The sequence below is a fragment of the Ammonifex thiophilus genome (assembly GCF_003368535.1).
Classification (GTDB): Bacteria; Bacillota; Desulfotomaculia; order Desulfotomaculales; family Ammonificaceae; genus Ammonifex; species Ammonifex thiophilus.
Window position 1 is genome coordinate 14,704 of the sequence record NZ_QSLN01000012.1, and the last position, 23,089, is coordinate 37,792.

21 protein-coding genes are annotated in these 23,089 nt (G+C 59.0%); 15 read left to right on the forward strand and 6 right to left on the reverse strand.

Annotated elements, in window-relative coordinates:
• The first annotated feature begins 3 nt into the window (after nucleotides 1-3).
• From DXX99_RS08105 to DXX99_RS08120, 4 genes are all read left to right on the forward strand, one after another.
• Nucleotides 4-597 (forward strand): DedA family protein, encoded by a 594-nt coding sequence (locus DXX99_RS08105; protein ID WP_115792995.1) that lies wholly within the window; start codon nucleotides 4-6, stop codon nucleotides 595-597.
• A gap of 80 nt (nucleotides 598-677) precedes the next feature.
• A complete protein-coding gene (locus tag DXX99_RS08110; RefSeq protein ID WP_205664674.1) occupies nucleotides 678-3,485 on the forward strand; it encodes a ribonucleotide reductase N-terminal alpha domain-containing protein in 2,808 nt (935 codons plus the stop codon).
• Nucleotides 3,486-3,495: 10 nt separating this feature from the next.
• The gene (locus tag DXX99_RS08115; protein ID WP_115792997.1) at nucleotides 3,496-4,887 is read left to right on the forward strand and encodes a Mur ligase family protein; all 1,392 of its coding nucleotides are present in this window, start codon (nucleotides 3,496-3,498) and stop codon (nucleotides 4,885-4,887) included.
• Nucleotides 4,859-5,590, forward strand: a complete 732-nt coding sequence (locus DXX99_RS08120) for a type 1 glutamine amidotransferase (protein ID WP_115792998.1) — start codon at nucleotides 4,859-4,861, stop codon at nucleotides 5,588-5,590. Before DXX99_RS08115 ends, DXX99_RS08120 begins: the two co-directional genes overlap by 29 nt.
• Before the next feature lie 26 nt (nucleotides 5,591-5,616).
• On the opposite strand, the gene DXX99_RS08125 is transcribed toward DXX99_RS08120, so the two are convergent.
• The gene (locus tag DXX99_RS08125; protein WP_115792999.1) at nucleotides 5,617-6,069 is read right to left on the reverse strand and encodes an Hsp20/alpha crystallin family protein; all 453 of its coding nucleotides are present in this window, start codon (nucleotides 6,067-6,069) and stop codon (nucleotides 5,617-5,619) included.
• A gap of 129 nt (nucleotides 6,070-6,198) precedes the next feature.
• Between DXX99_RS08125 and DXX99_RS08130 the strand changes: the two genes are divergently transcribed.
• Complete coding sequence (locus DXX99_RS08130; protein ID WP_115793000.1) at nucleotides 6,199-6,816, forward strand: DUF3786 domain-containing protein; 618 nt, start codon at nucleotides 6,199-6,201, stop codon at nucleotides 6,814-6,816.
• Nucleotides 6,800-7,342: an NUDIX domain-containing protein gene (locus tag DXX99_RS08135; protein WP_115793001.1), complete on the forward strand. Its 543-nt coding sequence runs from the start codon at nucleotides 6,800-6,802 to the stop codon at nucleotides 7,340-7,342. Before DXX99_RS08130 ends, DXX99_RS08135 begins: the two co-directional genes overlap by 17 nt.
• Here the strand turns inward: DXX99_RS08135 and DXX99_RS08140 are convergent.
• Entirely contained in the window at nucleotides 7,333-7,944 is a 612-nt protein-coding gene (locus DXX99_RS08140) for a septum site-determining protein MinC (protein ID WP_115793002.1), read from the reverse strand. The genes DXX99_RS08135 and DXX99_RS08140 overlap by 10 nt on opposite strands.
• A gap of 178 nt (nucleotides 7,945-8,122) precedes the next feature.
• Here DXX99_RS08140 and galT point away from each other — a divergent pair, with 178 nt between their 5' ends.
• Together galT and glgA are read left to right on the forward strand one after the other, a co-directional pair.
• Nucleotides 8,123-9,148: a galactose-1-phosphate uridylyltransferase gene (gene galT, locus DXX99_RS08145; RefSeq protein ID WP_115793003.1), complete on the forward strand. Its 1,026-nt coding sequence runs from the start codon at nucleotides 8,123-8,125 to the stop codon at nucleotides 9,146-9,148.
• Nucleotides 9,141-10,631 carry a glycogen synthase GlgA gene (gene glgA, locus DXX99_RS08150; protein WP_115793004.1) on the forward strand — a complete coding sequence of 497 codons (1,491 nt, stop codon included), beginning with the start codon at nucleotides 9,141-9,143 and terminating at the stop codon, nucleotides 10,629-10,631. The genes galT and glgA overlap by 8 nt, the downstream gene beginning before the upstream one ends.
• On the opposite strand, the gene DXX99_RS08155 is transcribed toward glgA, so the two are convergent.
• Complete coding sequence (locus tag DXX99_RS08155) at nucleotides 10,628-12,439, reverse strand: DUF342 domain-containing protein (RefSeq protein ID WP_115793005.1); 1,812 nt, start codon at nucleotides 12,437-12,439, stop codon at nucleotides 10,628-10,630. The two genes, glgA and DXX99_RS08155, sit on opposite strands and share 4 nt — an antisense overlap.
• Before the next feature lie 120 nt (nucleotides 12,440-12,559).
• Between DXX99_RS08155 and DXX99_RS08160 the strand changes: the two genes are divergently transcribed.
• Nucleotides 12,560-13,828 carry a SpoVR family protein gene (locus DXX99_RS08160; RefSeq protein ID WP_115793006.1) on the forward strand — a complete coding sequence of 423 codons (1,269 nt, stop codon included), beginning with the start codon at nucleotides 12,560-12,562 and terminating at the stop codon, nucleotides 13,826-13,828.
• Here DXX99_RS08160 and pstA read toward each other — a convergent pair.
• From pstA to DXX99_RS08175, 3 genes are all read right to left on the reverse strand, one after another.
• Entirely contained in the window at nucleotides 13,763-14,647 is an 885-nt protein-coding gene (gene pstA / locus DXX99_RS08165) for a phosphate ABC transporter permease PstA (RefSeq protein ID WP_115793007.1), read from the reverse strand. The two genes, DXX99_RS08160 and pstA, sit on opposite strands and share 66 nt — an antisense overlap.
• Nucleotides 14,644-15,531, reverse strand: coding sequence for a phosphate ABC transporter permease subunit PstC (gene pstC / locus DXX99_RS08170; protein WP_115793028.1), 888 nt, complete (start codon nucleotides 15,529-15,531; stop codon nucleotides 14,644-14,646). Before pstC ends, pstA begins: the two co-directional genes overlap by 4 nt.
• 112 nt (nucleotides 15,532-15,643) lie before the next feature.
• Complete coding sequence (locus DXX99_RS08175) at nucleotides 15,644-16,516, reverse strand: phosphate ABC transporter substrate-binding protein (RefSeq protein WP_165847781.1); 873 nt, start codon at nucleotides 16,514-16,516, stop codon at nucleotides 15,644-15,646.
• A 257-nt stretch (nucleotides 16,517-16,773) separates the two neighbouring features.
• Between DXX99_RS08175 and DXX99_RS08180 the strand changes: the two genes are divergently transcribed.
• The 6 genes from DXX99_RS08180 to hpf all read left to right on the forward strand — a co-directional run bounded on the left by DXX99_RS08180 (nucleotide 16,774) and on the right by hpf (nucleotide 23,086).
• Entirely contained in the window at nucleotides 16,774-17,937 is a 1,164-nt protein-coding gene (locus tag DXX99_RS08180) for a DUF2225 domain-containing protein (protein ID WP_115793009.1), read from the forward strand.
• Nucleotides 17,918-19,429: a GAF and HD-GYP domain-containing protein gene (locus DXX99_RS08185; RefSeq protein WP_115793010.1), complete on the forward strand. Its 1,512-nt coding sequence runs from the start codon at nucleotides 17,918-17,920 to the stop codon at nucleotides 19,427-19,429. The genes DXX99_RS08180 and DXX99_RS08185 overlap by 20 nt, the downstream gene beginning before the upstream one ends.
• 132 nt (nucleotides 19,430-19,561) lie before the next feature.
• A complete protein-coding gene (locus tag DXX99_RS08190; protein WP_165847782.1) occupies nucleotides 19,562-19,933 on the forward strand; it encodes a YlbF/YmcA family competence regulator in 372 nt (123 codons plus the stop codon).
• 111 nt (nucleotides 19,934-20,044) lie between these two features.
• Entirely contained in the window at nucleotides 20,045-21,757 is a 1,713-nt protein-coding gene (locus DXX99_RS08195; protein ID WP_134642975.1) for a sensor domain-containing diguanylate cyclase, read from the forward strand.
• Nucleotides 21,758-21,773: 16 nt separating this feature from the next.
• Nucleotides 21,774-22,475 (forward strand): ComF family protein, encoded by a 702-nt coding sequence (locus tag DXX99_RS08200; RefSeq protein ID WP_165847783.1) that lies wholly within the window; start codon nucleotides 21,774-21,776, stop codon nucleotides 22,473-22,475.
• 80 nt (nucleotides 22,476-22,555) lie between these two features.
• Complete coding sequence (gene hpf, locus DXX99_RS08205) at nucleotides 22,556-23,086, forward strand: ribosome hibernation-promoting factor, HPF/YfiA family (protein WP_115793029.1); 531 nt, start codon at nucleotides 22,556-22,558, stop codon at nucleotides 23,084-23,086.
• The last annotated feature ends 3 nt before the right edge of the window (nucleotides 23,087-23,089 follow it).

Genomic DNA, 23,089 nt, shown 5'->3' on the forward strand with positions numbered 1-23,089 from the left:
TCGATGGGAGAGGCAATTTTAGGAAAGCTTTCCGCGCTGGGCCTGGGAGGCTTGGTCTTAGGAAGTTTCCTGGAGGCACTGGGGGTGCCCCTTTTCCCCGGAGGAATTATAGTCATCCTGGCCGGCTTCCTGGTGGCTAGGGGGTATTTCCCTTTTCCCGCCGCCCTAACCGCTACGGTGGCCGGTTTTGCTTTGGGCTCCCTCATCGCCTATCTGGTGGGCAGGAAGGTAGGGGAGGATTTCTTTAGCGTTTTGGGCCGCTGGTTCCGCCTCCCCTTGTCGCGCCTGGAGCAGGCCCGCCTTCACCTGCGCCGCTTCTCTCCTGGTTTCGTTCTTTTCGGTCGCTTCTTGCCGGGAATGGGTAATCTCGTGCCTTACTTGGCCGGTATCAGCGGGGTAAGCCCTGCTCTTTTTCTGGGACTCACCCTGGTGTTTGCTCTTGCCTGGGGAGCTCTTTACCTTTCCTTGGGCATGTTTTTCGAGTACGGCTGGCAGCAGGCTGCGCGGAAGCTGCAACCCTTCCTGTTCCTGGCAGGGATATCCGGTCTTTTTGTATACTGGTTTGTTTTTCAGTACCGCCCCTGGCGCAGGGCCTGAAGGAGTTGCTAGCCAAGAGAAGTGGAGCTATCATGTTGGTGAAGTCTTTGGAGCTTCTTAGCCAAGGCAGGGGAGAGAGTTTGCTTAAACTAGACGCCAACAGCCGTATTATTTTAGAAGGGCGCTACTTGAAGCGGGATGAAGCAGGAAATGTGGTGGAAACACCGGAAGAAATGTTCTGGCGAGTAGCGCGGGCGATAGCCGAAGCCGAAGCCCGTTTCGGGGCCGGAACGCAAGAGGTAGAGGAATGGGCGCGGCGCTTTTTCGATCTGATGGCTTCCCTAGACTTCCTGCCCAACAGTCCTACTTTGATCAATGCGGGGCGCGAGCTGGGGCAGCTGGCCGCCTGTTTTGTTTTGCCCATAGAGGACAGTATCGAATCCATATTCGAGACTTTGAAATACGCGGCTTTGATTCATAAAAGCGGGGGCGGCACAGGTTTCGATTTCTCCCGCCTACGCCCCAAGGGCGATCCGGTGCGCTCCACTGGAGGGGTAGCTTCGGGGCCGGTGAGTTTCATGCGCATCTTCAACGCCGCCACCGAGGAGATCAAGCAGGGTGGGGTGCGCCGGGGAGCCAACATGGGCATCTTGCGGGCCGACCACCCCGACATCATGGAGTTCGTGGCCTGCAAAGAAGAGGAGGGGGCTTTCAGGAACTTCAACATATCGGTGGCGGTGCCGGATGCCTTTTTTGAAACCTTGGCCCGCTCCGGAGAGTGGGAACTCACCTTCCGGGGCAAGGTTTACCGCCGCCTGCCGGCGCGCGAGCTTTTCGACTGGATCGTGCAGCACGCGCACGCCAACGGCGAACCGGGGCTCTTGTTCCTGGACGCTATAAACCGGGCCAACCCCACACCGGCCCTGGGAAGGATCGAAGCCACCAACCCCTGTGTTACGGGTGATACTCTGGTATATACCGACCGGGGCCTGGTCCGTGTGAAGGACTTAGCGCAACAAGAGGCGCCCCCCGTGTTAGTGGCCGACAGCCGAGTGAGTTCGGCGGGTTTTGTACCTGCGTCCGCCGTCTTTGCCACCGGGAAAAAGAGAGTGTTCAAACTGGTGACGCGGGAAGGGTTCGAGGTGCGGCTAACGGCCGATCACCTGGTGATGACTGAACGAGGGTGGGTGGCGGCGCGCGATCTGGTGAAAGGGGACCGCCTCTTCATTCTGGACCGCCCCGGGGGGTTCGGTACCGAGGGGTCGTATGAACTCGGTCTGGCTCTGGGCTGGCTGGTCGGGGGCGGAGGTGTTGGAACCGACGAAGCAGCTCTCGGTTCCCCCAGCGAAGAGAAAGAGCTCGCACCTGCATTCGCCGCTGTGGGTGCGGAGGTGCGCCCGGGCCTCGACGGGCGCCTTTGCAAAGCGGGTGCGGCAGCGGTCCTTGAGCGGAGCGAAGCTCGCGTGCAGTCGGTGCGCTTGCGGGAACTGGCCGAGCGGTGGGGACTTGCCGGAAAAAAAGTGCCGGAAACCGTTTTCCGCGGTTCTCGCGGCATGCAGGTGGGATTCCTGCGGGCGCTGTTCAGTGCCGGTGGCCGCATAGAGGAAGGATCCGGCTCCCGGTGCGCGGTTGTGCTCACGTCGGCCGACCGGGACTTTCTCCGGGATGTGCAGCAGCTTCTCCTCAATTTCGGTATTTACAGCCGGATTTTCCAGGGCAGTCGCCGATCGGAGCTTTGCGCCCTACCCGGCAGTCGCGGACGGTCCGAGCCTTGTTGCCGGGAGGTTTACGACCTGCGGGTTAGTGGCGGGTCGCTGGTAACCTTCCACCGGGAGATAAGCTTTTTGCCCGGCCCCAAAGCCGAGCGGCTGGCCCAAATTGTCGCCAGCTTCCGGTACGGCCCTTACCGAGAGCCCTTTGTAGCCCATTTTGAAGCTTTAATCCCCGACGGTGAGGAAACGGTATACGACCTGACGGTTCCCGTAGTTCACGCTTTTGTGGCTAACGGGCTGGTAGTGCACAACTGCGGGGAACAGCCCCTTCTTCCTTACGAGTCTTGCAACCTGGGGTCCATAAACCTGCTCAACATGGTGGACGGTACCGGGTTTTCCTGGGATAAGTTGCGCGAGGTAGTGCACTTGGCGGTGCGCTTTCTGGACGATGTGATCGAGGTAAACAACTTCCCCGTGCCGATCATAGCGGCGGCCACCCGGCGCACACGTAAGGTGGGCTTGGGGATCATGGGCTGGGCCGACGCCCTTTTCAAACTGGGCATCCCTTACGACTCCGAAGCGGCCCTGGAGCTGGGGGCGGAGGTTATGCGCTTTATCCGGGAAGAGGCGCGGGCAGCTTCCAGGCGACTGGCCGAAGAAAGGGGTACATTCCCTGCCTGGGAAGACTCCATTTACTACCCTCATCTGCCGCTGCGCAACGCTACCTTGACCACCATAGCTCCCACCGGCTCCATCAGCGCCATTGCCGGCGTGAGCCCGGGTATAGAGCCGGTCTTTGCCCTGGTCTACACTCGGGTGGTGCTCGGGGGGAAGAAGCTCTTGGTAATAGATAAGGTGTTCCAGGAATATGTCGAACGAAGTTTTCCCCCTCCACAGCGTGAGGAAATAATGGCTGCCGTTAGCCGGACGGGGAACCTGGGGCTTTGCGCCGCGGAGCTTAACCTGCCCAAGGATATGCGGCGCCTTTTCAAGACGGCCTTGGAGATAGCCCCGGAGTGGCACCTGCGCCACCAGGCTACCTTCCAGCAGTACACCGACAATGCCGTGAGCAAGACCATCAACCTGCCCACCGATTTTTCCCCGGAGGAGGTGGGGCGGATCTTCTGGAAGGCTTTTGAGTTGAAAGTTAAAGGCCTCACCGTCTACCGCACCGGCTCACGCCGCGAGCAGCCCTTGCTCTTGCCCGCTACCTGTCGTCCCTGCCACTTAGGGTAACGGGGGAATCATGCAGGTAAGGATGCTTTCCGCCTTGTGGGCGGGAAAGATCACAGTCAAACTTGCTCGTTTGGCAGGGGGAAAGGGCTCTTCCTTTCCTGGAAAGGTGGCTTTATACCTTTTTCCCCAGGCCTTGGAGGCTTGGGCGCAAAAGCTTAACTCGCGGATAATCGTGGTGACGGGGACCAACGGCAAGACCACCACCAACAACATGCTCGCCTCCATCTTCTCCTCCTTGGGCTACCGGGTGTTGACCAACCGGGAAGGGGCCAACCTGGCCAGTGGCCTCGCTTCTGCTTTTATCCGCTCTGCTTCCTGGAAAGGAAATCTGTCTTGCGATTGGGCCCTGCTGGAGGTAGACGAGGCCGCCTTCTCTAAGGTAACTGCTCATCTTAAGCCAGCGGTGGTGGTGGTTACCAACTTCTTCCGGGACCAGCTTGACCGCTACGGTGAGCTCGACCGTACTGTATCCCTGGTTAAGGAGGCGCTTTCGCAGCTCCCTCCGACCAAGCTGGTGCTGAACGCGGACGACCCTCTGGTAGTGAAGCTGGCCGATACCTCCCATCCGGTACTCTTCTACGGTATCGGTGTTCCCGTGCGTGCGGGCAAAGAGGAGGAGTCTTGTCGGGAGGCCAGGTTCTGCCCCTACTGCGGTCGGGAGCTGCAGTACCAGTATTACCACTACAGCCAGCTGGGGGCCTATTATTGTCCCGGCTGCGGTTTTGCCCGCCCACCGACCCAGGTAGAAGCCCTGGCGGTAAGGATACTTGATGGGCACGTGTCGTGCCAGGTTAGGGTAGGGGACCAGGTGGTGGATTGTGAGCTTCCCACCTTGGGCTTTTACAACGTGTACAATGCCCTGGCTGTTTTCGGGGTGGGGATGTGGCTTGGCCTTTCTCCGGAGGTAATTGCCCGGGAGCTCGGCCGCTACGTGCCGGCTACGGGGAGGTTACAGCGCTTCGTCCACAGGGGGCGCCCCGTTTACCTCAACCTGGTCAAAAACCCGGCTGGCTTTAACGAGACTCTGCGCCTGCTAAGCATGTCCTCCGAGACCAAGGACGTGTTTATCGCGCTCAACGACAACGAGGCCGATGGTCGAGACGTATCTTGGATATGGGACGTGGATTTGGAGAATCTCTTGCCCCGGAGCACGGTTTTATCTTTCGTTTGCTCCGGCAGGAGAGCGGCGGACATGGCCGTGAGGCTGCGCTATGCAGGTGTTCCCCTGGGCAAAATAGAGGTGCTCCCCCGGCTTGAGGACGGAGTACGCACGACCTTAGGGGGGCGGGGTAAGTCGGTATACTTTTTGGCCACCTATTCTGCCCTCTGGCCAGTGGAGAAGTTGCTCAGGCGCTACGGGAAGGAAGAGAGGGATGCTGACCGTTTGCCATCTCTATCCTGACCTACTGAACCTTTACGGTGACCGGGGTAACGTCGCTGTCTTTCTGCGCCGTTGTCAATGGCGTGGAATCCCCGTGCGGCTTTTGGAGGTGCGCTTTGGCGAGTCGGTGGACTTCACCAAAGTGGATTTTCTTTTCCTGGGCGGGGGTTCGGACCGGGAGCAGCAACTGGTGGTCACCGATCTCCTTCCTCGCCTGGCAAACCTGCGTCAGGCAATAGAGGAGGGACTGGTGGTTCTGGCTATTTGCGGTGGCTACCAGCTGCTGGGCCACTACTATCAGACGGTGGAGGGCAGGAAGCTACCCGGACTGGGCATCTTAGACCTCTACACCGAAGCGGGTGAAGACCGGCTTATAGGGGATGTGGCAGTGAAGGTGCAGGTCGGGGGACGTAGCCAGATCCTGTGTGGCTTTGAAAACCACTCGGGGCGCACTTTTCTAGGCCAGGTAAGCCCGCTTGGGCGGGTGTTGCGGGGATTTGGTAACAACGGCCGTGATGGGACCGAAGGGGCCAGGTACAAGAATGTCTTCGGTACCTATTTACACGGGCCCCTTCTTCCCAAAAATCCCGCCTTCGCCGACTACCTCATAAACCTGGCGCTTGCTCGCCGGGGCCTGGAGATAATGCTCCCGCCTCTGCCCGATGTGCTGGAAAAGAAGGCACGGGAGGTGATCTTGCGCCGCCTCCGCTTGCGAGGTAGCTAAAAGGGGCCGGTAAAATTTCCGGCCCCTCATTGAATGGGCACCTTCACCCAGCGGCGCCTGCCAGCTTCGGTTTTGGGCAGACGCACCTCTAAGACACCGTTGTGATAGGTAGCTCGGGCTTCTTCTGGTTTGACCTCGGCGGGAAGGCTGAAAGTGCGGCTGAAGCTGCCGTAGTAGCGCTCGGCGTGGTAAACGCCTTCCTGAGTGTAAGAAGTGTCGCGCTTTATCTCCCCTCGAAGGGTGATGGTGTCTTCGGTGACCGTCACTTCGACGTCGTCCTTGGACTCCAGGCCCGGTATCTCGGCGGTAACTATCACTTCGTCCTCAGTCTGGTAGATGTCTACACGGGGGGTGAAAGCTTCTCCCCAGCTTCCTCCTCGCCAGCCTAAGGCGGGGCGAAGGAAATCCCACAGGCGGTTCATCTGCTCCCGCAGGCTGGTGATCTCCCCGTAGGGATCACGCCTGCTGCGTAAGGCCATCAGCGTAGCTCCTCCTTCTCGGGCTTTCTGTTTCCACTATACCCGCAAGAAGGAAGGGGTATGCGCAGGATTTTAGAAAAGAGGCGGCGAAAAGCAAGGCTTTAAACGGAATTAAGGAGTGGTCTGGCTTTGACTAAGCAACAACCCTTGCTCGAAGCGCTGACTCTGGCTCGGGAAGAGTTCAAGCGGCGGGTACGGAGTACCATGGCCTGGAAAGCTGGGGTGCGCATGGACGAAGAAGGGCGGCTGGTGGTGCCCTTCTTTGGCAAGACTTATCGTGTTCCTCCACCCCCTGGCCAGGAGATACCGGTAGTTGAGGAAATTCTTCTCCTCCACTACCTCACCCGGGCGGCGGGACTGCTGCCGGCGGGGGAGTGGGTCTCCTTTAAAGAGTTGCCCAATGGGTTCATCTACCACATACCCTTCAACCAGCGGGTGATCCGTCCCTTGCTTAAGGTTTTCGGCTCCGACCCCCAAGCCCTGCTAGAGGCGGGGAAGAAATTGGGAGGGGAAGAATTGTCCCTGGGAGATGCAGCGGTGGCGCTCAGGGCCCTTCCGCGCTTCCCCTTGGCCTATGTCCTCTGGGCGGGGGACGAGGAGTTTCCTCCTCAAGCTACCGTTCTTTTCGACACCACAGCCCCTGCTTACTTTGCCACTGAGGATTGTGTGTGGCTGGCTCAGTTAGGTGTGAATTACCTGGCAGCTGCTCGGAAAGGGGTGGGTTCAGAAGGTGGAAAAGCTTTGTGAGAAGCGACTTAAATCGGAGACGGTTTTCCAGGGGAGAATCCTGCGGGTTAGGGTGGATACCGTTTTGCTGCCCGACGGGCGCACCTCCACCCGAGAAGTGGTGGAATACTCCGGGGCGGTGGCCATCGTACCCCTGACGGCGGAGGGAGATGTGATCATGGTGAGGCAGTACCGCTATCCCGTGGGGCGCGAACTGTTGGAGATCCCGGCAGGGAAAATAGAGGAGGGAGAAGAGCCAGAGGCCTGTGCCCAGAGGGAGTTAGAGGAGGAGACGGGGTTTATAGCGCGTACATGGAAGCATCTGGCGAGCTTTTACTCCACGCCGGGCTTCACCAGCGAAAAGATGCATCTTTTTTTAGCCCAGGACCTTTATCAGGGAAGGAAAAGTCCTGACCGGGACGAGTTTTTGCGGGTGGAGCGCCTGCCTTTGTCCCAGGCTTTGGAGTTGGTGAGAAAAGGCGAGATTGTCGATGCCAAGTCGATCTGTGGCCTCCTCTGGGTGAGTCATTTCCTTATTCAGCGGTGAGGGAAGAGGGGCTCCAGGAGGATACTTTTTCCCTCCAGCCGGGCTTTCACCATTACCAAGGAGGAAGGGGGAGGAGGAGCGGACACCCCGGCTATGCTGAGCCTTAAGGGAGCAAAGCGGTAGGCCACGATTACTGCCGAAGGATTGCCGTCTTTTCCCGCTGCCACTTCTCCTCTGAGGTTCCCGCAGACTATTACACTCCCCCCGGCTTCCACCCGCGCCCCGGGGTGAACATCTCCCACTACCACCAAGTTTTCGGCGGCGCTGACTATCTGCCCTGCTCGCACGTGCGAGCGGTAGAGATGGGTGTTGGCTTCGGCCGGAGGGCGGGGCTGTGTTCGGGTGGCAAGAGCGGTCCCCACCTTTTTGCGCCCCAGGTAGATCAGACCGTACCGAGAAACCAGTTCCACTATCTCTTTCTCTTGCTCGGCCGGCAGCTCCCTGCGGGGATGCAGGAGGAAGCGGGCCCCCTGGAAAAATCCCCGGGCGCTTTCCAGGTGGCGCTTCAGATTCTGCTTCCATTCCTCCAAATCGTAGCCGGCGTCGAGAAAGATCACCAAACCTTCCCGCGTTCCCTTTATGCTTATACCGGAACGAGACATGGTTCCTCCGCTTTTCTCCTTTTCGGTCTTTTTTAAAAGACTTCGCTTCGGGGGGACTTTTTCCCTTCTTTTTCCCCAAGCTCGTACTTTTTGCCGCTCGACGTGTACTGGGAAGAGGTCGGGTCGGGTAAATTAATAATGCCTTCGGCATGATCTTGGGGAAAAGGAGAGATGGGCTTTGCCGGAATGGCGGAAAGACCCGGTGGTTGACCGGTGGGTGGCGGTAAGCACGGAGCGGGCCAAGCGCCCCACCGACTACCGTCCCCCCCTTGAACGCAAGAAGCAGGAGCGCTGTCCTTTGTGCGTGGGACACGAAGGGGACACTCCCCCGGAAGTCATGGCCTTCCGTCACCCCGGCTCTTTGCCCGATCGTCCCGGCTGGTGGGTGCGCGTGGTGCCCAACAAGTTTCCCGCCTGCCGGGTGGAAGAGGAAGACATCGTTCGGCCCCACGGCCCTTACCAGTGGCGCTGCGGGGTGGGGGCGCACGAGGTCATCGTCGAGACGCCGGAGCACGTGCCCAACCTGGTGAACCAGAGCGAGGCACAGATTGCCGAGGTGATCTGGGCCTGGCGGGCGCGCTTGCTCGATCTGCGCCGGGACACGCGCTTCAAGTACATCCAGATCTTTAAGAACAAGGGCTCGGTGGCGGGAGCTTCGCTGGAGCATGCCCATTCCCAGCTCATTGCCCTTCCCCTGGTACCTGCTGAGATTCGGGCGGAGCTCGCGGGCGTGAAGGCTTACCGCGAAGAGAAGGGTAGCTGCGTTTTCTGTGACCTTTGGCGCTACGAACTGGAAGCGGGGGAGAGGGTGGTGGAGGAGAGCAGGTGTTTTTTGTGTTTTGTTCCTTACGCCGCCCGTTTTCCCTTTGAGATGTGGCTTGTCCCTAAAAGGCACGAGCCCGACTTCGGGGCTATCGAGGAGGGGGAGGTGCGCGATCTGGCCTGGCTGCTCAAGCGCACCCTGCGCCGTCTGGCGCAGACGGTCTTCGACCCCCCCTTCAACCTGGTTCTGCACACCGCTCCGGTAAACGTGTCCGAACCCGTGGATTACCACTGGCACATAGAGATACTCCCCCGTCTTACCATCATGGCTGGGTTTGAACTGGGCACAGGTTACTACATCAATCCCACCCCGCCGGAGATGGCGGCGGCAGCTTTAAGGGAGCAGGAAGTGGAGGAAAGGATGGTGAGCCACTTTGTTTGACCGCTCGCTGCGGATTCTCTTTGTGGCTTCGGAGGCGGTGCCCTTCGCCAAGGTGGGGGGCCTGGCCGACGTGGCCGGTTCGCTGCCCAAAGCGCTAGCCGTGGGGCCGGATGAACGTCACAATGATGTGCGCCTGGTCATCCCCCACTACAAGAATATCGAAGACACGAGCTACCTCATGGATTTCCCTGTCCCCCTGGACGGCAAGCTCGAAACCTGCGTTTTGCGGCAGGGCAAGATCGAGGCGCATTACCGGGGCGAGCACCGCTCTCTCCCCGTCTACTTCATAGGAAACTACCACTACTTCTGGCGAGATGGTATTTACGCCTTTCCCGACGACGCCGAGCGCTACGCCTTTTTCTGCTGGGCGGTGTTGGAGATGCTTCCCCGGCTCAACTGGCAGCCGGACATCATCCACTGCAACGACTGGCAGACGGGCCCCATCCCTCTGCTCTTGGGCACCCATTACCGGGAACACCCATTCTACCAGCATACCGCTACCGTTTTTACCATCCACAACTTGCAATACCAGGGTAACTTTCCCTGGGAAAAAGCCCGGCTTTTCAACCTGGGGGACGAGTACTATCATCCCGAAGCCCTGGAGTTTTACGGGCAGTTCAGCTTCATGAAGGCCGGGCTCCTTTACGCCGACGTGATAAGCACGGTGAGCCGCACTTACGCTCGGGAGATCCAAACCCCGGCCTACGGCGAGCGCATGGACGGGGTGCTGCGCCGGCGTTCCCGCGACCTTTACGGCATCGTCAACGGCATAAACTACCACGAGTTCAACCCTAAAACCGACCCGCGCCTGCACCGTAACTATGATCTGAACACTCTGGAGGACAAGCGGGAGAACAAGTACGCCCTGCAGCGGGAGATGGGCCTGCCGGTGAAAGATGTTCCGGTTCTGGGGATAGTCTCACGCCTGGTAGCCCAGAAGGGGCTGGACCTGGTGGCGGAAATTGCCCCGGAGCTCATGCACTTGGAAGTGCAGTTGGTGGTTCTGGGCACGGGCGATCCCCAGTACCACCGTCTCTTCGAGGAACTCAAGCACCTCTACCCGCAGAAGGTAGGGCTTTACCTGGGGTTTAATCCGGTCCTGGCCCAGCGCATTTACGCCGGTGCCGACATTTTCCTCATGCCCTCCCGCTTTGAGCCTTGCGGTCTGGGGCAGCTCATAGCCATGCGGTACGGCACCATACCCGTGGTGCGGGCCACCGGCGGGCTGGCCGACACCGTCCAGGAGTTCGATCCCGTAACCCTTTCGGGCAACGGCTTCGTGTTTAAAGAATATAACGCCAGGGAATTTTATAGGGCTATTGCCCGAGCCTTGAAGCTTTACCGCGACCAGCCCGATTCCTGGCGGCGACTTATGCGCAACGCCATGTCCTGCGATTTTTCCTGGGCTCGTTCGGCGGTGGAGTACCTGCAGCTTTACCAGGAGGCGCTGAACAGACGCCTAGCGGCGATCCGTATAGCTTAGACCGATTCCTTCTCCGGTGACCAGCTGAGCCCGATGACCTCTAGGCGGCCGGAGGAGGAGAGCTCTACCTTTATCTCCCTCAAGGGGGAGGCAATTTCCACCGTCTGCTTGCCCACCTGAATCACTACCCCGGGGTAGGCCTTTTTCAGCTTGATCTTCTGAGGGGTGGGGGCGCTTATAACGGTCTTCACCCCCAGGTCGGAGCCGGCTATGTTGACCGCTATCTCCTCCAGGGCTTCGGCCTTGCCGCCGCGCAGTATCCCGTCGATCCGCACCTTGCCGCCGGAGCGCAGGATGGAGTTGTAGGCTCCCTGACCGATCACCAGAATGTCGCCGGTAGCCTCCAGGAGGCTGTTGAGCGCGTAGCGGGCCACGATGCGCGCTTTGGTTCCGGTGGCCTGCATTTCCACTTCCTGCTGGGCACTGAGAAGTTTCCCCACCGCCTGCCGCAGATCTTTCAAGTCTTCCGGGGGAGAGAAGCGGATCGCGGCCAGCGCCTGCTGAACCTCCTGCAAGGCGGCGATAAGACCGGGGGGAAGCTCCATCTTCTGGCGCACGGCCGACTCCACCTGCCGGCCGATTTCCTTGAGGACGAGAAGCAAGTGGGAGTATTTCCTCTCGAGCAGGAGTAGAAAGGCTGTTCCTGCTTTCAAGGGTCGGTTCGAAGAAGTAGCGTGTTTTTGTAAGTCTTCCGTAGCCTGCAAGGCTTCCTGAGCAAGGGAGAGAAATTCCAGCAAAAGGGAATTGAGCTTGGCGTAGAAGGCCGTCGGGCCGCCGGCGCGTATGGTGCTGGCGATGACGTTTCCCACCGTAACGTCTCCTTTAGCCTCGATGAGCGCGTTGGCTATCTCCCCTTCCACCCACACACTTCTCCCGGCCCTAATTTGCATGCCTTCGGCCACGTTTCCTGTAATGCGAACATTGCCGGCAAACCTGATGTTCCCCGTCTCTAAGTTTACGTCTCCCTGGATTTTCAGAAGCGGCTCTACGGCGAAGTAATAGTGGCCTGGCCCGCGTCGTCGGTAAACCGGCCTACCATCGCTTACGGCGATCACGCTTAAGCCGTCAGGGGCGAGTTGGGCACCGGGGCCCGCCTCCAAGACCGCTTCCCGCGGGGGGCGCGGGGGTATGGGCTGACCATCCACACCCCATCCCGGCTCACCCGGTACTCCGGGCTTCTTCACCCCTAAGATACTGCCGGCGGTTACCGAGGGGAAGCGTTGCAGCTCGCGATAGTCCACGGTTCCGTTTTCCCTGATCACCGGTTTCCCCGCTTCTTGAGGGCAGCACCTAATCTCCACTTCCTCATCCTGGGGTGGGGAGGGGGGCTGCCCAACGGCGATGAGAAACCGCCCCGGCCGGGGGTTCTGGTAAAGCTCCTCAATTACCTCTTCTTTGATCCCCTTTTTAACTCCTCTTTCTTCCAGTAGCCTGGCCAGAGCCTTTCTGTCCAGGGGGAATAACGCTTCTACTTTCGTTTCTGGCTTTATCACTAAAGCGGCCTGGGGAGGAGTATCGGGGAGAAAGTAGGAGATGCGCTGTGTGGGTTTGACCTCCAGGAAGGCCTGCAGCTTGTCCCGGGATACGATGACCTCCACTTTTCCCGGCTCTTCTTCCGGCGGTGGGAGGATGATCTCTACCCGATCTTCTTCCCTGACTGGAACGGGCTCACTTTTCTCTTCGCCGTTCACCTTGACCTTCACCTTTTCCCCAGGGATGATGAGGGCGGGGGCTCCGCCGGGTGAGCGCACAAAGAGGCGTCCTTCCTTGATATAGGCCTGTCCTCCCAGTTCCCGTTCTCCGGCCATACCTCTTCTCCTTGCAGGGCATTTTTGCGAAAATTCGACAAAAGGTGCGCTTTTCCTGCTAGAGTAGCTGGCATAGGCTGGGCGGGCCGGGAATAAAGATGTCTTGGGGGGGCTTGGTCGGTGAGGGAAGCGGAGCTGGAGAAGGTGGTACTGGAGTTGAGCCAGCTGGCGCGCGAGGAGGGCCTGGACTTTTACCCCATGCGCTTTGAACTCTGCCCTTCCTTCGTGCTGCAGACCCTGGGGGCCTACGGAATGCTCACCCGCTTTTCCCACTGGAGCTTCGGAAAGGCCTATCAGCGCCTCAAGTGGCGCTATGATTTGGGGCTCAACCGCGTCTACGAGATGGTGGTTAACACCAATCCCTGCTACGCTTTTCTTTACGCCGGCAACAGACCGGTGGAGCACAAGTTGGTGGTAGCCCATGCCCTGGCTCACAGCGACTTTTTTAAGCACAATCTCCACTTCCGCTCTCTATCCGGCGACTGGCACGTGCGCATGAGCTGCCACGCCCGCTGCCTCCGCTCTTACGCCGAGAAATACGGGAGCCGCCTGGAGGAGTTGCTGGACGCAGCTTTAGTCCTGCAGGAGCACGTGGACCCCTATTTGGGGAGTGAAGAGGGGAAGGACCTCTTGCTTTTCTTGGTGCGCTACGCGCCCGAGCTGGAGGACTGGGAAAGGGACGTTCTGAGCATGGTGCGGGAGGAAAGCCTTTACTTCTGGCCCCAGTTTACTACCAAGATACTCAACGAGGGGTGGGCTACCTACTGGCACGTGCGCCTGCTGAGGCGGCTGGAACTGGAGTTTAAAGAAGCGGTGGAGTTTGCCCGCTTGCAGGCAAAGCTCTTAAGCCCCGGTTCGACGGGCATTAATCCTTACCTCGTGGGCCTTAGAATACTCGAAGATATCGAGCGGCGCTACGGTAGAGACAAGCTTTTCGAGGTGCGCCTGCTCGAGGACGATCTTTCCCTGATCCGGAACTACCTAACTCCTAAGCTGGTAGAGGAACTCGGCCTCTCCCTTTACCGGCTGGTGGGCGAGGCGTGGCGGCCAGTTGGTGGTGGGGCGGAGAAGGTCAAGGAAGCGCTAATCAAAAGGCTTACCCACGGGGGTTTTCCTTATTTGGTGGCCAAGGACGGTAATTACGGGGGAAGGGGGGAGCTTTATCTGGTGCACGTCTTTGACGGCCGGGAGCTCGACGTCTACCATCTGGAACGCGCCCTTCCCCACGTTTACCGTCTCTGGCGCCGGCCGGTGCACCTAGAAACGGTACTGGAAGGCAGGCGGGTGCGCTTCACCTACACCGGTCATCGGGTGGTTCGCCAATCACTGACCCGTAAGGCGGAGGGAGGCGCGACGGGCCAGCCAGCGGGCCAGGAAATTGAAGAGTAGCACGATGATCACCAGCACGGCGGAGGAGCCGTCGGCTACTCGCCGGACATCGGGGATGAGGGCTTCGGAGTTTACCTTCCAGATGTGCACGGCCAGAGTCTCCCCAGGGCGCAGCGGATTCCAGGGACAGGTGGGGCTGGTGATATCCCACTGGCTGAAATCGAGCCTGGGTGTGGTGAGGCCGGCGGTGAAGATAAGGGCAGCCGCTTCTCCCAGTATGCGCCCGGAGGCCAGTATGATCCCGGTGAGCAGTCCCGGAAGGGCGGAAGGCAGGACCACGCGGCAGATGGTCTGCCACTTGGTGGCTCCCAGGCTCAGGCTGGCCTCCCGCAGGTCGTGGGGCACGGCGCGCAGGGCTTCCTCCGTTATTCTCACCATCAGAGGGAGGTTGATGATGGTGAGGGCCAGAGCGCCGGCCAGGAGAGAATAGCCCAAGCCCAGGGTGGTGACGAAGAGCAGGAGTCCGAAAAGCCCCACCACGATGGAGGGCAAAGAGGCCAGCGTCTCGATGCTCAACCGGATGGAGCGGGTGAGGGCGTTTTCCCTGGCGTACTCCGAGAGGTATATTCCCGCCAGAACACCCAGGGGAGCTACTATTATGAGGGATAAAAAGAGCAAGTAGAAGGAGTTAAAGATGTTGGGGCCTATCCCCCCGCCGGCCCTTATGGTTTCCGGTTCACTGGTGAGAAACTTCCAGTCGATGACCTTGAGGCCATGAAGCATGATGTAGCCTAGAAGAAAAGCCAGGACGGCCACCACCACTCCGGCAGCCAGCCAAAAAGCCAAAGTGGCCAACCGATCTTTAAAATGGGCAGTCATTTAGCTACCCCCCACTTACCTACGTAGCGCACCAGGATGATGAAGAAGAACGAGGTTACGAGCAGGATAAGCCCCATGAACCACAGGGCGTCATTCCACAAGGATCCCTGCACCGTGTTTCCCATGTACATGGTGATGCCGCTGGTGAGGGTAATGATGGGAATCAGGAGTGAAGTAGGGGTGTTAGGAATGTTCCCTATGACCATCTGCACCGCCAGAGCTTCGCCGAAGGCTCTGGCTAGGGCGAGTACCACGCCGGTGAGGATGCCGGTGCGGGCGGCCGGTAACAGCACCAGCCTGATCATCTGCCAGCGGGTGGCTCCCAAGGCATAGGCTGTCTCTCGCAAGATGTGGGAGAGGGAACGCAGGGAGTCGGTAGCCACGCTGGTGATGGTGGGCAGGATCATTACAGAGAGAACCAGCACACCGGCCAACAGGCTGAATCCCGTACCTCCCAGGTGGTTGCGGATAAAGGGGACGAGCACGCTTAAGCCTATCCACCCGTAAACCACCGAAGGTATGCCTGCCAGGAGCTCTATGACTGGCTGAAGCACTCGCTGCCCCACTTTGGGCGCGATCTCCGAAATGAAAACGGCCACCGCGACGCCGAAAGGAGTGGAGAGAAGGGTGGCCAGAACGGAGACTACCACGGAGCCGTAGAAAAAGTTGAGAATGCCGACCTGCGGGCCGCCCTCTGCTGCCGGGCGTTCTGGGTGCCAGGCGGTGCTGAAAACGTTGCTCAGGGGAACCTTGTGAACGAGAAAAAGGGACAGCCCCTTCCAGGTCAGAAAGGCTATGATGGCAATGGTAGCCAGTATGGTGAGAGCCGCAGCGGGTACCGTAAGACTATATCCCCAGATCTCCCTTCTTAAACCGGAGCGCAGCCTCCCTATCGCCCATAACCTCCTTTCAGTAAATTTTTGCAAGAAAAATAAGGCGGGGGAAGGCCTTTGTATACATGATACCTCCCCCGCTGCCTTCCCGGAAGAGGATCTTTTAGGGCTTGTACTCCACCTTCATGGAGGTGATGGGGAAGTAATGCATCTCCTTAACTGGGCCCTGCTGGAACTCGCTGCTTAAAATGTAGTCGATGAAGGCCTTGACCACCGGCTTGGGCTCCCCCTTGGTGTAGAGATGCCCGTAGGACCAGAAAGGATACTTGCCTTCGGAAATGTCCTTCTCAGTGGGGGCGGCGCCGTCGATCTTCAGGGCCTTCACCTTGCTGTCCAGATATCCGACGCCCAGGTAGCTTATGGCCCCGGGGGTTTCACTCACCATTTTGTGGATGGCACCGCTGGAGTCCGATTCGGCTACTCCCTTAGTTGGCTCCTTCCCGTCCATCACGCGCTTGATGAAGGTGGCCCTGGTTCCCGAACCCTGGGGTCGGTTGATGACCGCGATCTTGAGATCCGGACCGCCGACTTCCTTCCAGTTAGTAATCTTCCCGGTAAAAATATCCTGGATCTGCTTCTTGGTTAAGTTATCCACCCCTTTGACGTCGGGGTTGACCACGACGGCAAAAGCTTGCACGCAGATCTTATGGTCTTTGAGGGCCGAGGCGTCGATCCCCGACTTCTCCTCCGCGAAGATGTCGGAAGCGCCTATGTCGCAGGCTCCCTGGCTCACTTGGCTTAGGCCTGTGCCGCTGCCGCCGCCCTGGACGGTGATCTGCACACCGGGATGTTTGGCCATGAAGCGCTTGGCGGCCTCTTCTATCAGCGGTTGTAAGGCGGTGGAACCGACCACCGTTATGGTTCCCTTAAGCTCTGTTTGAGTTGCGCTTGTCCCCGGTTCCTTCTTGCTCACGCACCTAGCTACGCTGACCAGCAGAAGACATGCAATCGCCGCTACCGTCCACCATTTTCTCATGGACAATGATTCCCCTCCTCAGTTGGTTTTAGAGCCGCATTTTGGCACCTTCGGAGAATTTTTCTTTTTACCTCCCCTCCTTCCTGTCACGTTTTGCTTCCATTCCGATGCCATTGTACTGCGGATGTGTTAAGCTCAGGTTAAATCCTCATTAATTTAGGATTAACCGGATGGAGTGCTTTCAACGCTTAAGTTTCTTCTACCTCCACCGATTAAAAGGCAAAAAGAGGTAAAACAAGGCGGAGGTAGAAGTAAAGTTGAAGCAGAGTGAGCAGCTGACTTCGATTCTTAGACGCGTACCCCCTTTACATGTTCTAAGCGGCACTTTCCTGTCGACCCTTGCCGGGCACGTTAAGGTGGTAGCCGCAAGGAAAGGGGAAGGCCTGCCGGTAGAAGAAGGGATTGTCGTCTTGCAGGGAAGGGTCATGGTTACCGGCCGGGGCAGGACCGAGGTAGGGGGCCCCGGTACAATTTTAGGAATTTTGAGTCTTTTAGGAGTGGAAGAGGATGTCGCCGCGCGGGCCTTGGACGAAGCAGTGGTACTGATCATAGGAAGGGAGAATTTCCGGGCTTTGCTCCTTTCCCGTCCTGAGGAGGGAGTGAGCTTGCTTTATTATCTGGCTGAGGAACTTCAGCGTCAGGGGGGGTCCTTCAACCGGATAGTGCCTCCGCCAGCGGAGGAGAAAGGGGCTCCTCTGGAGGCTGTTCCGGAAGCTGCGCCCGGAAAGGAGGAGCCTTTCTACCACAAAAGCTTCACCTGCCCCTTCTGCCGGAGCAATTTCACTTCGGTGGTTTTGAAGTCTCGCTTTCTCCGAGTGGAAAGGATGGACACCGACTTTTGTCCCCACTACGCTGGGGAGCTGAACGCCCTCTTTTACGAAGCGGTAGTCTGCCCCTACTGCGGCTTTGCTTTTACCGAGGAGGTGGCGGAGGTGCCGGCCCGCTTCCGCCCCCAGGTGGAAAACTGTTTAAAAGGTTTAGGGAACGAGGGAAAGGATTTCTGGGGGAGGCGCGACTGGGATACGGCCTTAACCGCTTTTTTGCGCGTGGCCTCCTGCGCTGCAGCGGCCGGAGTGAGGAAGAGCTTACTGGGAAAAGTCTACCTTAAAATAGCCTGGCTTTACCGCCTGGCCGGCAAAGAGGAAGAAGAGAAGGAATACCTGGAAAAAGCGAGGGGTCATTTGCGGGCGGCTTTCGAGGAGGAGCGTCTGGGAGGACCGGAAGCGGAGCTCAACTTGCTTTACCTCCTGGGGGAGCTGAGCTTTCGTCTGGGAGACCGGGCGGAGGCGGCCCGGTGGTGGAGCCTGATCCTTCACCACCCCCATAAGGAAGCCCAGCCTCGCATCTTGCAGCGCACCCGGGAGCGGTGGTACGAGCTGCGGCGAGAGGGGGAGCGGGAGATTGGCAAGGAAGACGGTTGAAGGCTGCCTTAAACTATTGGAACTCGCTTTAGCGGGAAGGCTCGACTCGGAGCGGGCAATCACCCCCTTCCTGGAGGCCCTGGTGAAGCTGGGCGCAGCTTCGGCTGCGAGGGCGGTAAGGGAGGACACCGGGAAAGAGATCCGGGTGGTCTCTTCTCCACCTTCCGGTGCTAGGAGGGAGGAGGTTAGATTCCGTCTAAAACTTCCCGATCCGGCTCCCGCTTGGCAGATCGCCCTCCTCCGCGATGAGAGCGCTTCTTACCTCGAGGAAGACCTGATAGAAGAAATCCTGTCGCGGTTTCAGAGGCTCTGGCAGCGGGAGGCCGGGTACCGGCGGATAGCATGGCGCGGAGCGGCTTGGCAAAAGCTTTTAGGCGTACTTCTATTGTTGGCCGAGCGTTTAGAACTCCAGCAGGTACTGGACTATGTGGTACGGTGGAGTGCCAGGCTTATTGGAGTTGAGTACACCCTTTTGCGCCTTTACGATGCCGCGTCGGGTAAGCTGCGCTTGGTCGCCGCCTGGGGGATAGAAGTCGAAAAGATTCCGGCGGAGGTAAAGGAAGCGCCGGTGGAGGGCACGGTGGCCGGGGAGGTTTTTAAGGAGGGGAAACCCGTTATATGGCCGCCGAGAGGGGGACTAACTTCTTTCTTCCCCTGCTTCTTCAGGGAGATCAAGAGCGGGGTAATAATACCGGTGAAGTTTAAAAACGAAGTCTTGGGCACCCTCTCCATATACGATGTGAAGGAGCGTACCTGGAGAAAAGAGGAGATAGAGCTCCTCTACGCCTTCGGGATCTGCACGGGCCTGGCCGTACGCAACGCGCTCCTGGTGCGGCGGAGGGAAGAATTGCACCGGCATCTTCTGGAGGCCCTGAGCTTTGCCCTCGAGGCGCGTGATCCCTACACGGCGGGGCACTCCTGGCGGGTGGGAGCTCTGGCGAGGGAGATAGCCGCCGCTATGGGGCTTTCCCGGGAGCTGGTAGATAAGGCTTACCTCGTGGGCCTAGTACATGACATAGGGAAGATAGCGGTGCGCGATGCGGTGCTGGTCAAGCCCGGTCCGCTTGACCCGGAAGAGTGGGAGGAGATAAAGAAGCACCCGGTGGTAGGGGCCGAAATCCTGGCCAAAGTGGGCATGGATGAGGAGACCGTTCTGGCCGTGCGGCACCACCACGAGGATGTGGCCGGCGGAGGATACCCGGCAGGGCTGAGGGGGGAGAGGATTCCTCTCTTAGCCCGCATCATCCGGGTGGCCGATGCTTACGACGCCATGACTTCCCAGCGTCCCTATCGCCGCAGTTTGGGGCACGAGGAGGCTGTCAGAGAACTCCGGCGCTGCGCTGGCATCCAGTTCGATCCTTCGGTAGTAAAAGCTTTTCTTTCTTTACCTTCGGCTTCTGTGAAAGAAGCTATTTCCAGGGGGGGGGGGTATGATATCCCTCCTATTGAAGGTTTTGGATTCTATGGCTTTAAATGTGTGGAGCAGGGTTGAATAGACGGAGTTAATTTCGCTTGTCAAGGAGGGTAGGTAGCCACTATAATGGGGGTAACTTTAGCTCATCAGGGACCCCGCCGGATCCAGGGCGGAGAAGGGAAGGGGTCCGGCAGGGGGGAGGTGAACCGGGTGTCGTTGGTGTTAACCAAAGCTTTGGAGCTGGGAGCAGCTCTGAGTGAGTGCGAAGAGCTGCGGGAAGTAAGGGAAGCTGAGCGGGCCATGCTAGAAGACCCGGCGGCGCGGGCACTCATCGAGGAGTTCCAGAACTGCCGCCAGGAGCTAGAGTGGGCCAGACTTCAGGGTATGGAGCCTTCCGCCGAGCAGGAAGAGGCCTTCCGTTCGGTGCGCGAGCGGATGAGTGCTAATCCACACATCATCCGCTTCCTGGAAGCGCAGGAGCGTTTCGAAAAGGTGCTCCAGCAGGTGAACCAAATCATAAGCCACGCTCTGTATGGCGGTTGCGGAGGCGGTTGCGCCGGCTGCAGCGGCTGTGAGGAGTAGGTTTCCCTTCCACTCGAAGGAGGAAACTCCCGTCCGCCAAGGCGGGAGTTTTTGCTTTTCACCGGCAGGGTAAATACCTTTTTTGTCGAAATTTTTCCTCGGTGGGTTGGTATGTGGGGGCGTCGCGGGCTTTTCGTCCTTTACGTCTGGGGGGTTGTGGGTGCGGGAGCTTGGCTTTTGGTCCGCACGGCCAAAAGCCTTAACCAGGACCTAGTAGTGGAGCTTCTTTTTCTCTTGCTCCTATGGTTGGCAGCGGAAGGCCTGGGGGTTCCTGTCTCCGGTGGGCGCCTGACCGCCACCTGGGCTTTAGCCTTGGCTTCCTTTTTTGCCGGTGGGATGCCAGCCGTCCTGTGGCTGGGCGGGGTAGCTACCCTTGTGGGGCACCGTTTGACCTGCGGGGAAAGCTGGCGTACCACGCTTTTCAACGCCGGGCAGGTTATCCTTTCTTTCTTTTTGGCCTTTCAGATCTTCCGGTGGGTGGGGGGTGCCGAGCGCCCGCTTTTGAGCCCTCATCATTTTCCCGCCGTTCTCCTTTTTACCCTCGCTTACTTTACCTTCAACCATCTCCTCGTAGGGTTTTACTGCCGTTGGGGGCGCCGTAGCCTCTCCGGTCCCTGGCGGGAAGTGCTTTACTGGGATGCCCTTTCCTACCTTTTCACCCTGCCGGTGGGTTACGTCATGGCAGTGCTCTGGAGCCGGATAAGCTTTTGGTTGGTTCCCCTGGTATTCCTTTCTGTACTGGCCTTCCAGGTTTTGCTCCGCTGGTGTCTCGCCTGCCAGCAGCAATACCGGGAGTTTGCCTTGCTGCGCCGCTTGACGGAGGGTTTAAAGGAGAAGCAGTCGGCCGAAGAAGCCTGCACTTACGCCTTGGAGCTTTTGCAGCCGGTCCTCCCTTTCCGCACCGGAGCGGTATGGGTGCGCTGGCAAGAACACGGCCCCTTCGTCTGGGTGGCCGGGGTGGGACCTTTTTGCTCCTTAGCCCAGCCCATAAAGTTCCGGCCGGGCGAGGGTTTTTTGGGGGAGGCGGTAGCCCTGGGCGAGCCGGTGGCGACGAGCGACGCCCAGAGCGACCCGCGCCTGCGCCAGGAGGAGGATTTTTTTCGCGCCGAGCGGGTCGCCCTGGGTTTTCCTTTGCAGGCGGGAGAGGAAGCGGTGGGGGTGCTCTTCCTGGGGGGTAAGAGCTTACTTCTTCTTTCCCCCTCGTCTTTTTCGCTCCTAAGCCTGGTGGCCGACCGGCTGGCCTTAACTTTGGCCCAGTTCGTCTGGTGGCGAAGATGGTACCGCACGACTAGGAGCGACTCCATGCTGGAGGAGGTTTGGAACCGCCGCTTCTTTCTCGATTACTTGCGGGAGGAGTGCCGACAGGCAGCCGAGGGGAACGAACCGGCGGCACTACTGCTCGTAGACGTAGACTCTTTACGCTCGCTCAACTGTCATTACGGTCCTCTGGTAGGGGACGCCGTCTTGCGGGAATTGGGCCGGCTCATACGGCGGGTGGTGGGATCCGGTAGCGTGGTGGCCCGTTACGGAGGAGACTGTTTCGCCGTATGGCTTAGAGGGGCGGCGGAGAAGGTGGCTTGGGAGACGGCGGAGAAAATAAGGCAAGAGGTGGAGAAAAGGCACTTCGCCGTGGAAGGCAGTTTTTCCCCTCTGCGCCTGCGGGTGAGCGGGGCGGTAGCGGTGTTCCCGGCGGACGGAGGGGATTTCCATACCCTCCTGCACAAAGCGGAGAAAGCCCTGGCGGAGGCCAAGGCGCGCGGAGGCAATCAAGTGGTGGCGGCCGCAGGAATAAGGGGGGTGAAGTTCTTTTATCAGTGGGAGTAAATTCTGGCTCAAGTTTTTGGGCCGGGGGCTGGTCGATCTCCTCTTCCCGCCCGGGGGGTGTCTCCTTTGCGGGAATCGGGAAAAAGAAGGGGTTGTTTGCCGCGACTGCCTATCTTTTTTGGAAACCGCCCGTACCCTCCCCTTTTGCCCCGTCTGCGGCCGCTTCGGGGAAGGGGAGATTTGCCTTGACTGCCGGATTTACTCCCGCCCCTTTACCCTTTGCCGGGCGGCGGGTCCTTACGAGGGAGCTTTGAAGCAGGCCATTCGCCGCCTGAAGTACGAAAGAAAGAGGGAGGGGGTTGAATACTTAGGAGGGCTGCTGGCCGAGGTGGTGACCAGAGAACCGGCCTACCAAAGGGCAAGGGTGGTGGTACCAGTTCCCACCAGTCCTGAGCGGCGGCGCCAAAGAGGCTTTGACCAGGCGGAACTTTTGGCACGAGAGCTGGCCTGGCGGCTGGGTCTGCCGCTTTGCCGCTGGCTGAAGAAGGAGATACCTACTCCCCCTCAGACGGGACTAGGAAGGGGCGAGCGGCTTTTGAACTTGCGGGGCTCCTTTGGTGTCTGCCAGAACCCGAAGCTTGGGGGAGCAGTGGTCTTGCTAGTGGACGACGTTTTCACCACCGGGAGCACTCTCACGGCCGCAGCCGAAGCCTTGCTGGCCGGTGGTGCGGCGGAAGTTCTGGGGCTGGTGCTGGCGGCGGCCAGAATCTTTACTTGAGATCTGGGATTTAACAAGGAAATTGTTTCGCTTTGCGGAATCCTTTTCAAAAGGAAATTGGAGAAAGAGGGTGAGTGAAGGTGCGTATCACCGTGAGAGGAAAAAATGTTGAGGTCACCGAAGCCTTGCGGCAGTATGTGGAGAAGAGGCTAGGGAAGCTCGAGCGTTTCGCCAACCACCTGGGAGAAGCCCAGGTAGTCCTCTCCCTGGAGCGGGAAAACCACAAGGTGGAAGTTACCATAAATATGAATGGGATGATCCTCCGGGGGGAGGAGGCCACGCACGACATGTATGCGGCCATCGATCTAGTGGTGGATAAGCTTGAGCGGCAGATCGAGCGCTACAAGGGCAAGTGGTTGCGGCGCCGGGTGGAAGGGCCGGCTGCCCCTTCCGCTCCCCCCTCGGAGCCTGCCGAAAGGGAGGAAGAAGAGTTCAAGGTAGTGAAGGTCAAGCGCTTCGCCTGGAAGCCGATGAGTGTTAAAGAGGCCATTTTGCAGATGAACCTTTTGGGGCATAACTTCTTCGTCTTCACCAACGCCGAAACCGAGCAGGTGAACGTGGTCTACCGTCGCAAGGATGGTAATTACGGTCTCATCGAACCCGAAATTTAGCGG

Coding starts and splice junctions, on each gene's coding strand:
- DXX99_RS08105 (WP_115792995.1), top strand. CDS start 4: ATGGGAGAGGCAATTTTAGGAAAGCTTTCCGCGCTGGGCCTGGGAGGC.
- DXX99_RS08115 (WP_115792997.1), top strand. CDS start 3,496: ATGCAGGTAAGGATGCTTTCCGCCTTGTGGGCGGGAAAGATCACAGTC.
- DXX99_RS08120 (WP_115792998.1), top strand. CDS start 4,859: ATGCTGACCGTTTGCCATCTCTATCCTGACCTACTGAACCTTTACGGT.
- DXX99_RS08125 (WP_115792999.1), bottom strand. CDS start 6,069: ATGGCCTTACGCAGCAGGCGTGATCCCTACGGGGAGATCACCAGCCTG.
- DXX99_RS08140 (WP_115793002.1), bottom strand. CDS start 7,944: ATGTCTCGTTCCGGTATAAGCATAAAGGGAACGCGGGAAGGTTTGGTG.
- DXX99_RS08155 (WP_115793005.1), bottom strand. CDS start 12,439: ATGGCCGGAGAACGGGAACTGGGAGGACAGGCCTATATCAAGGAAGGA.
- pstA (WP_115793007.1), bottom strand. CDS start 14,647: ATGACTGCCCATTTTAAAGATCGGTTGGCCACTTTGGCTTTTTGGCTG.
- DXX99_RS08175 (WP_165847781.1), bottom strand. CDS start 16,516: ATGAGAAAATGGTGGACGGTAGCGGCGATTGCATGTCTTCTGCTGGTC.
- DXX99_RS08195 (WP_134642975.1), top strand. CDS start 20,045: ATGTGGGGGCGTCGCGGGCTTTTCGTCCTTTACGTCTGGGGGGTTGTG.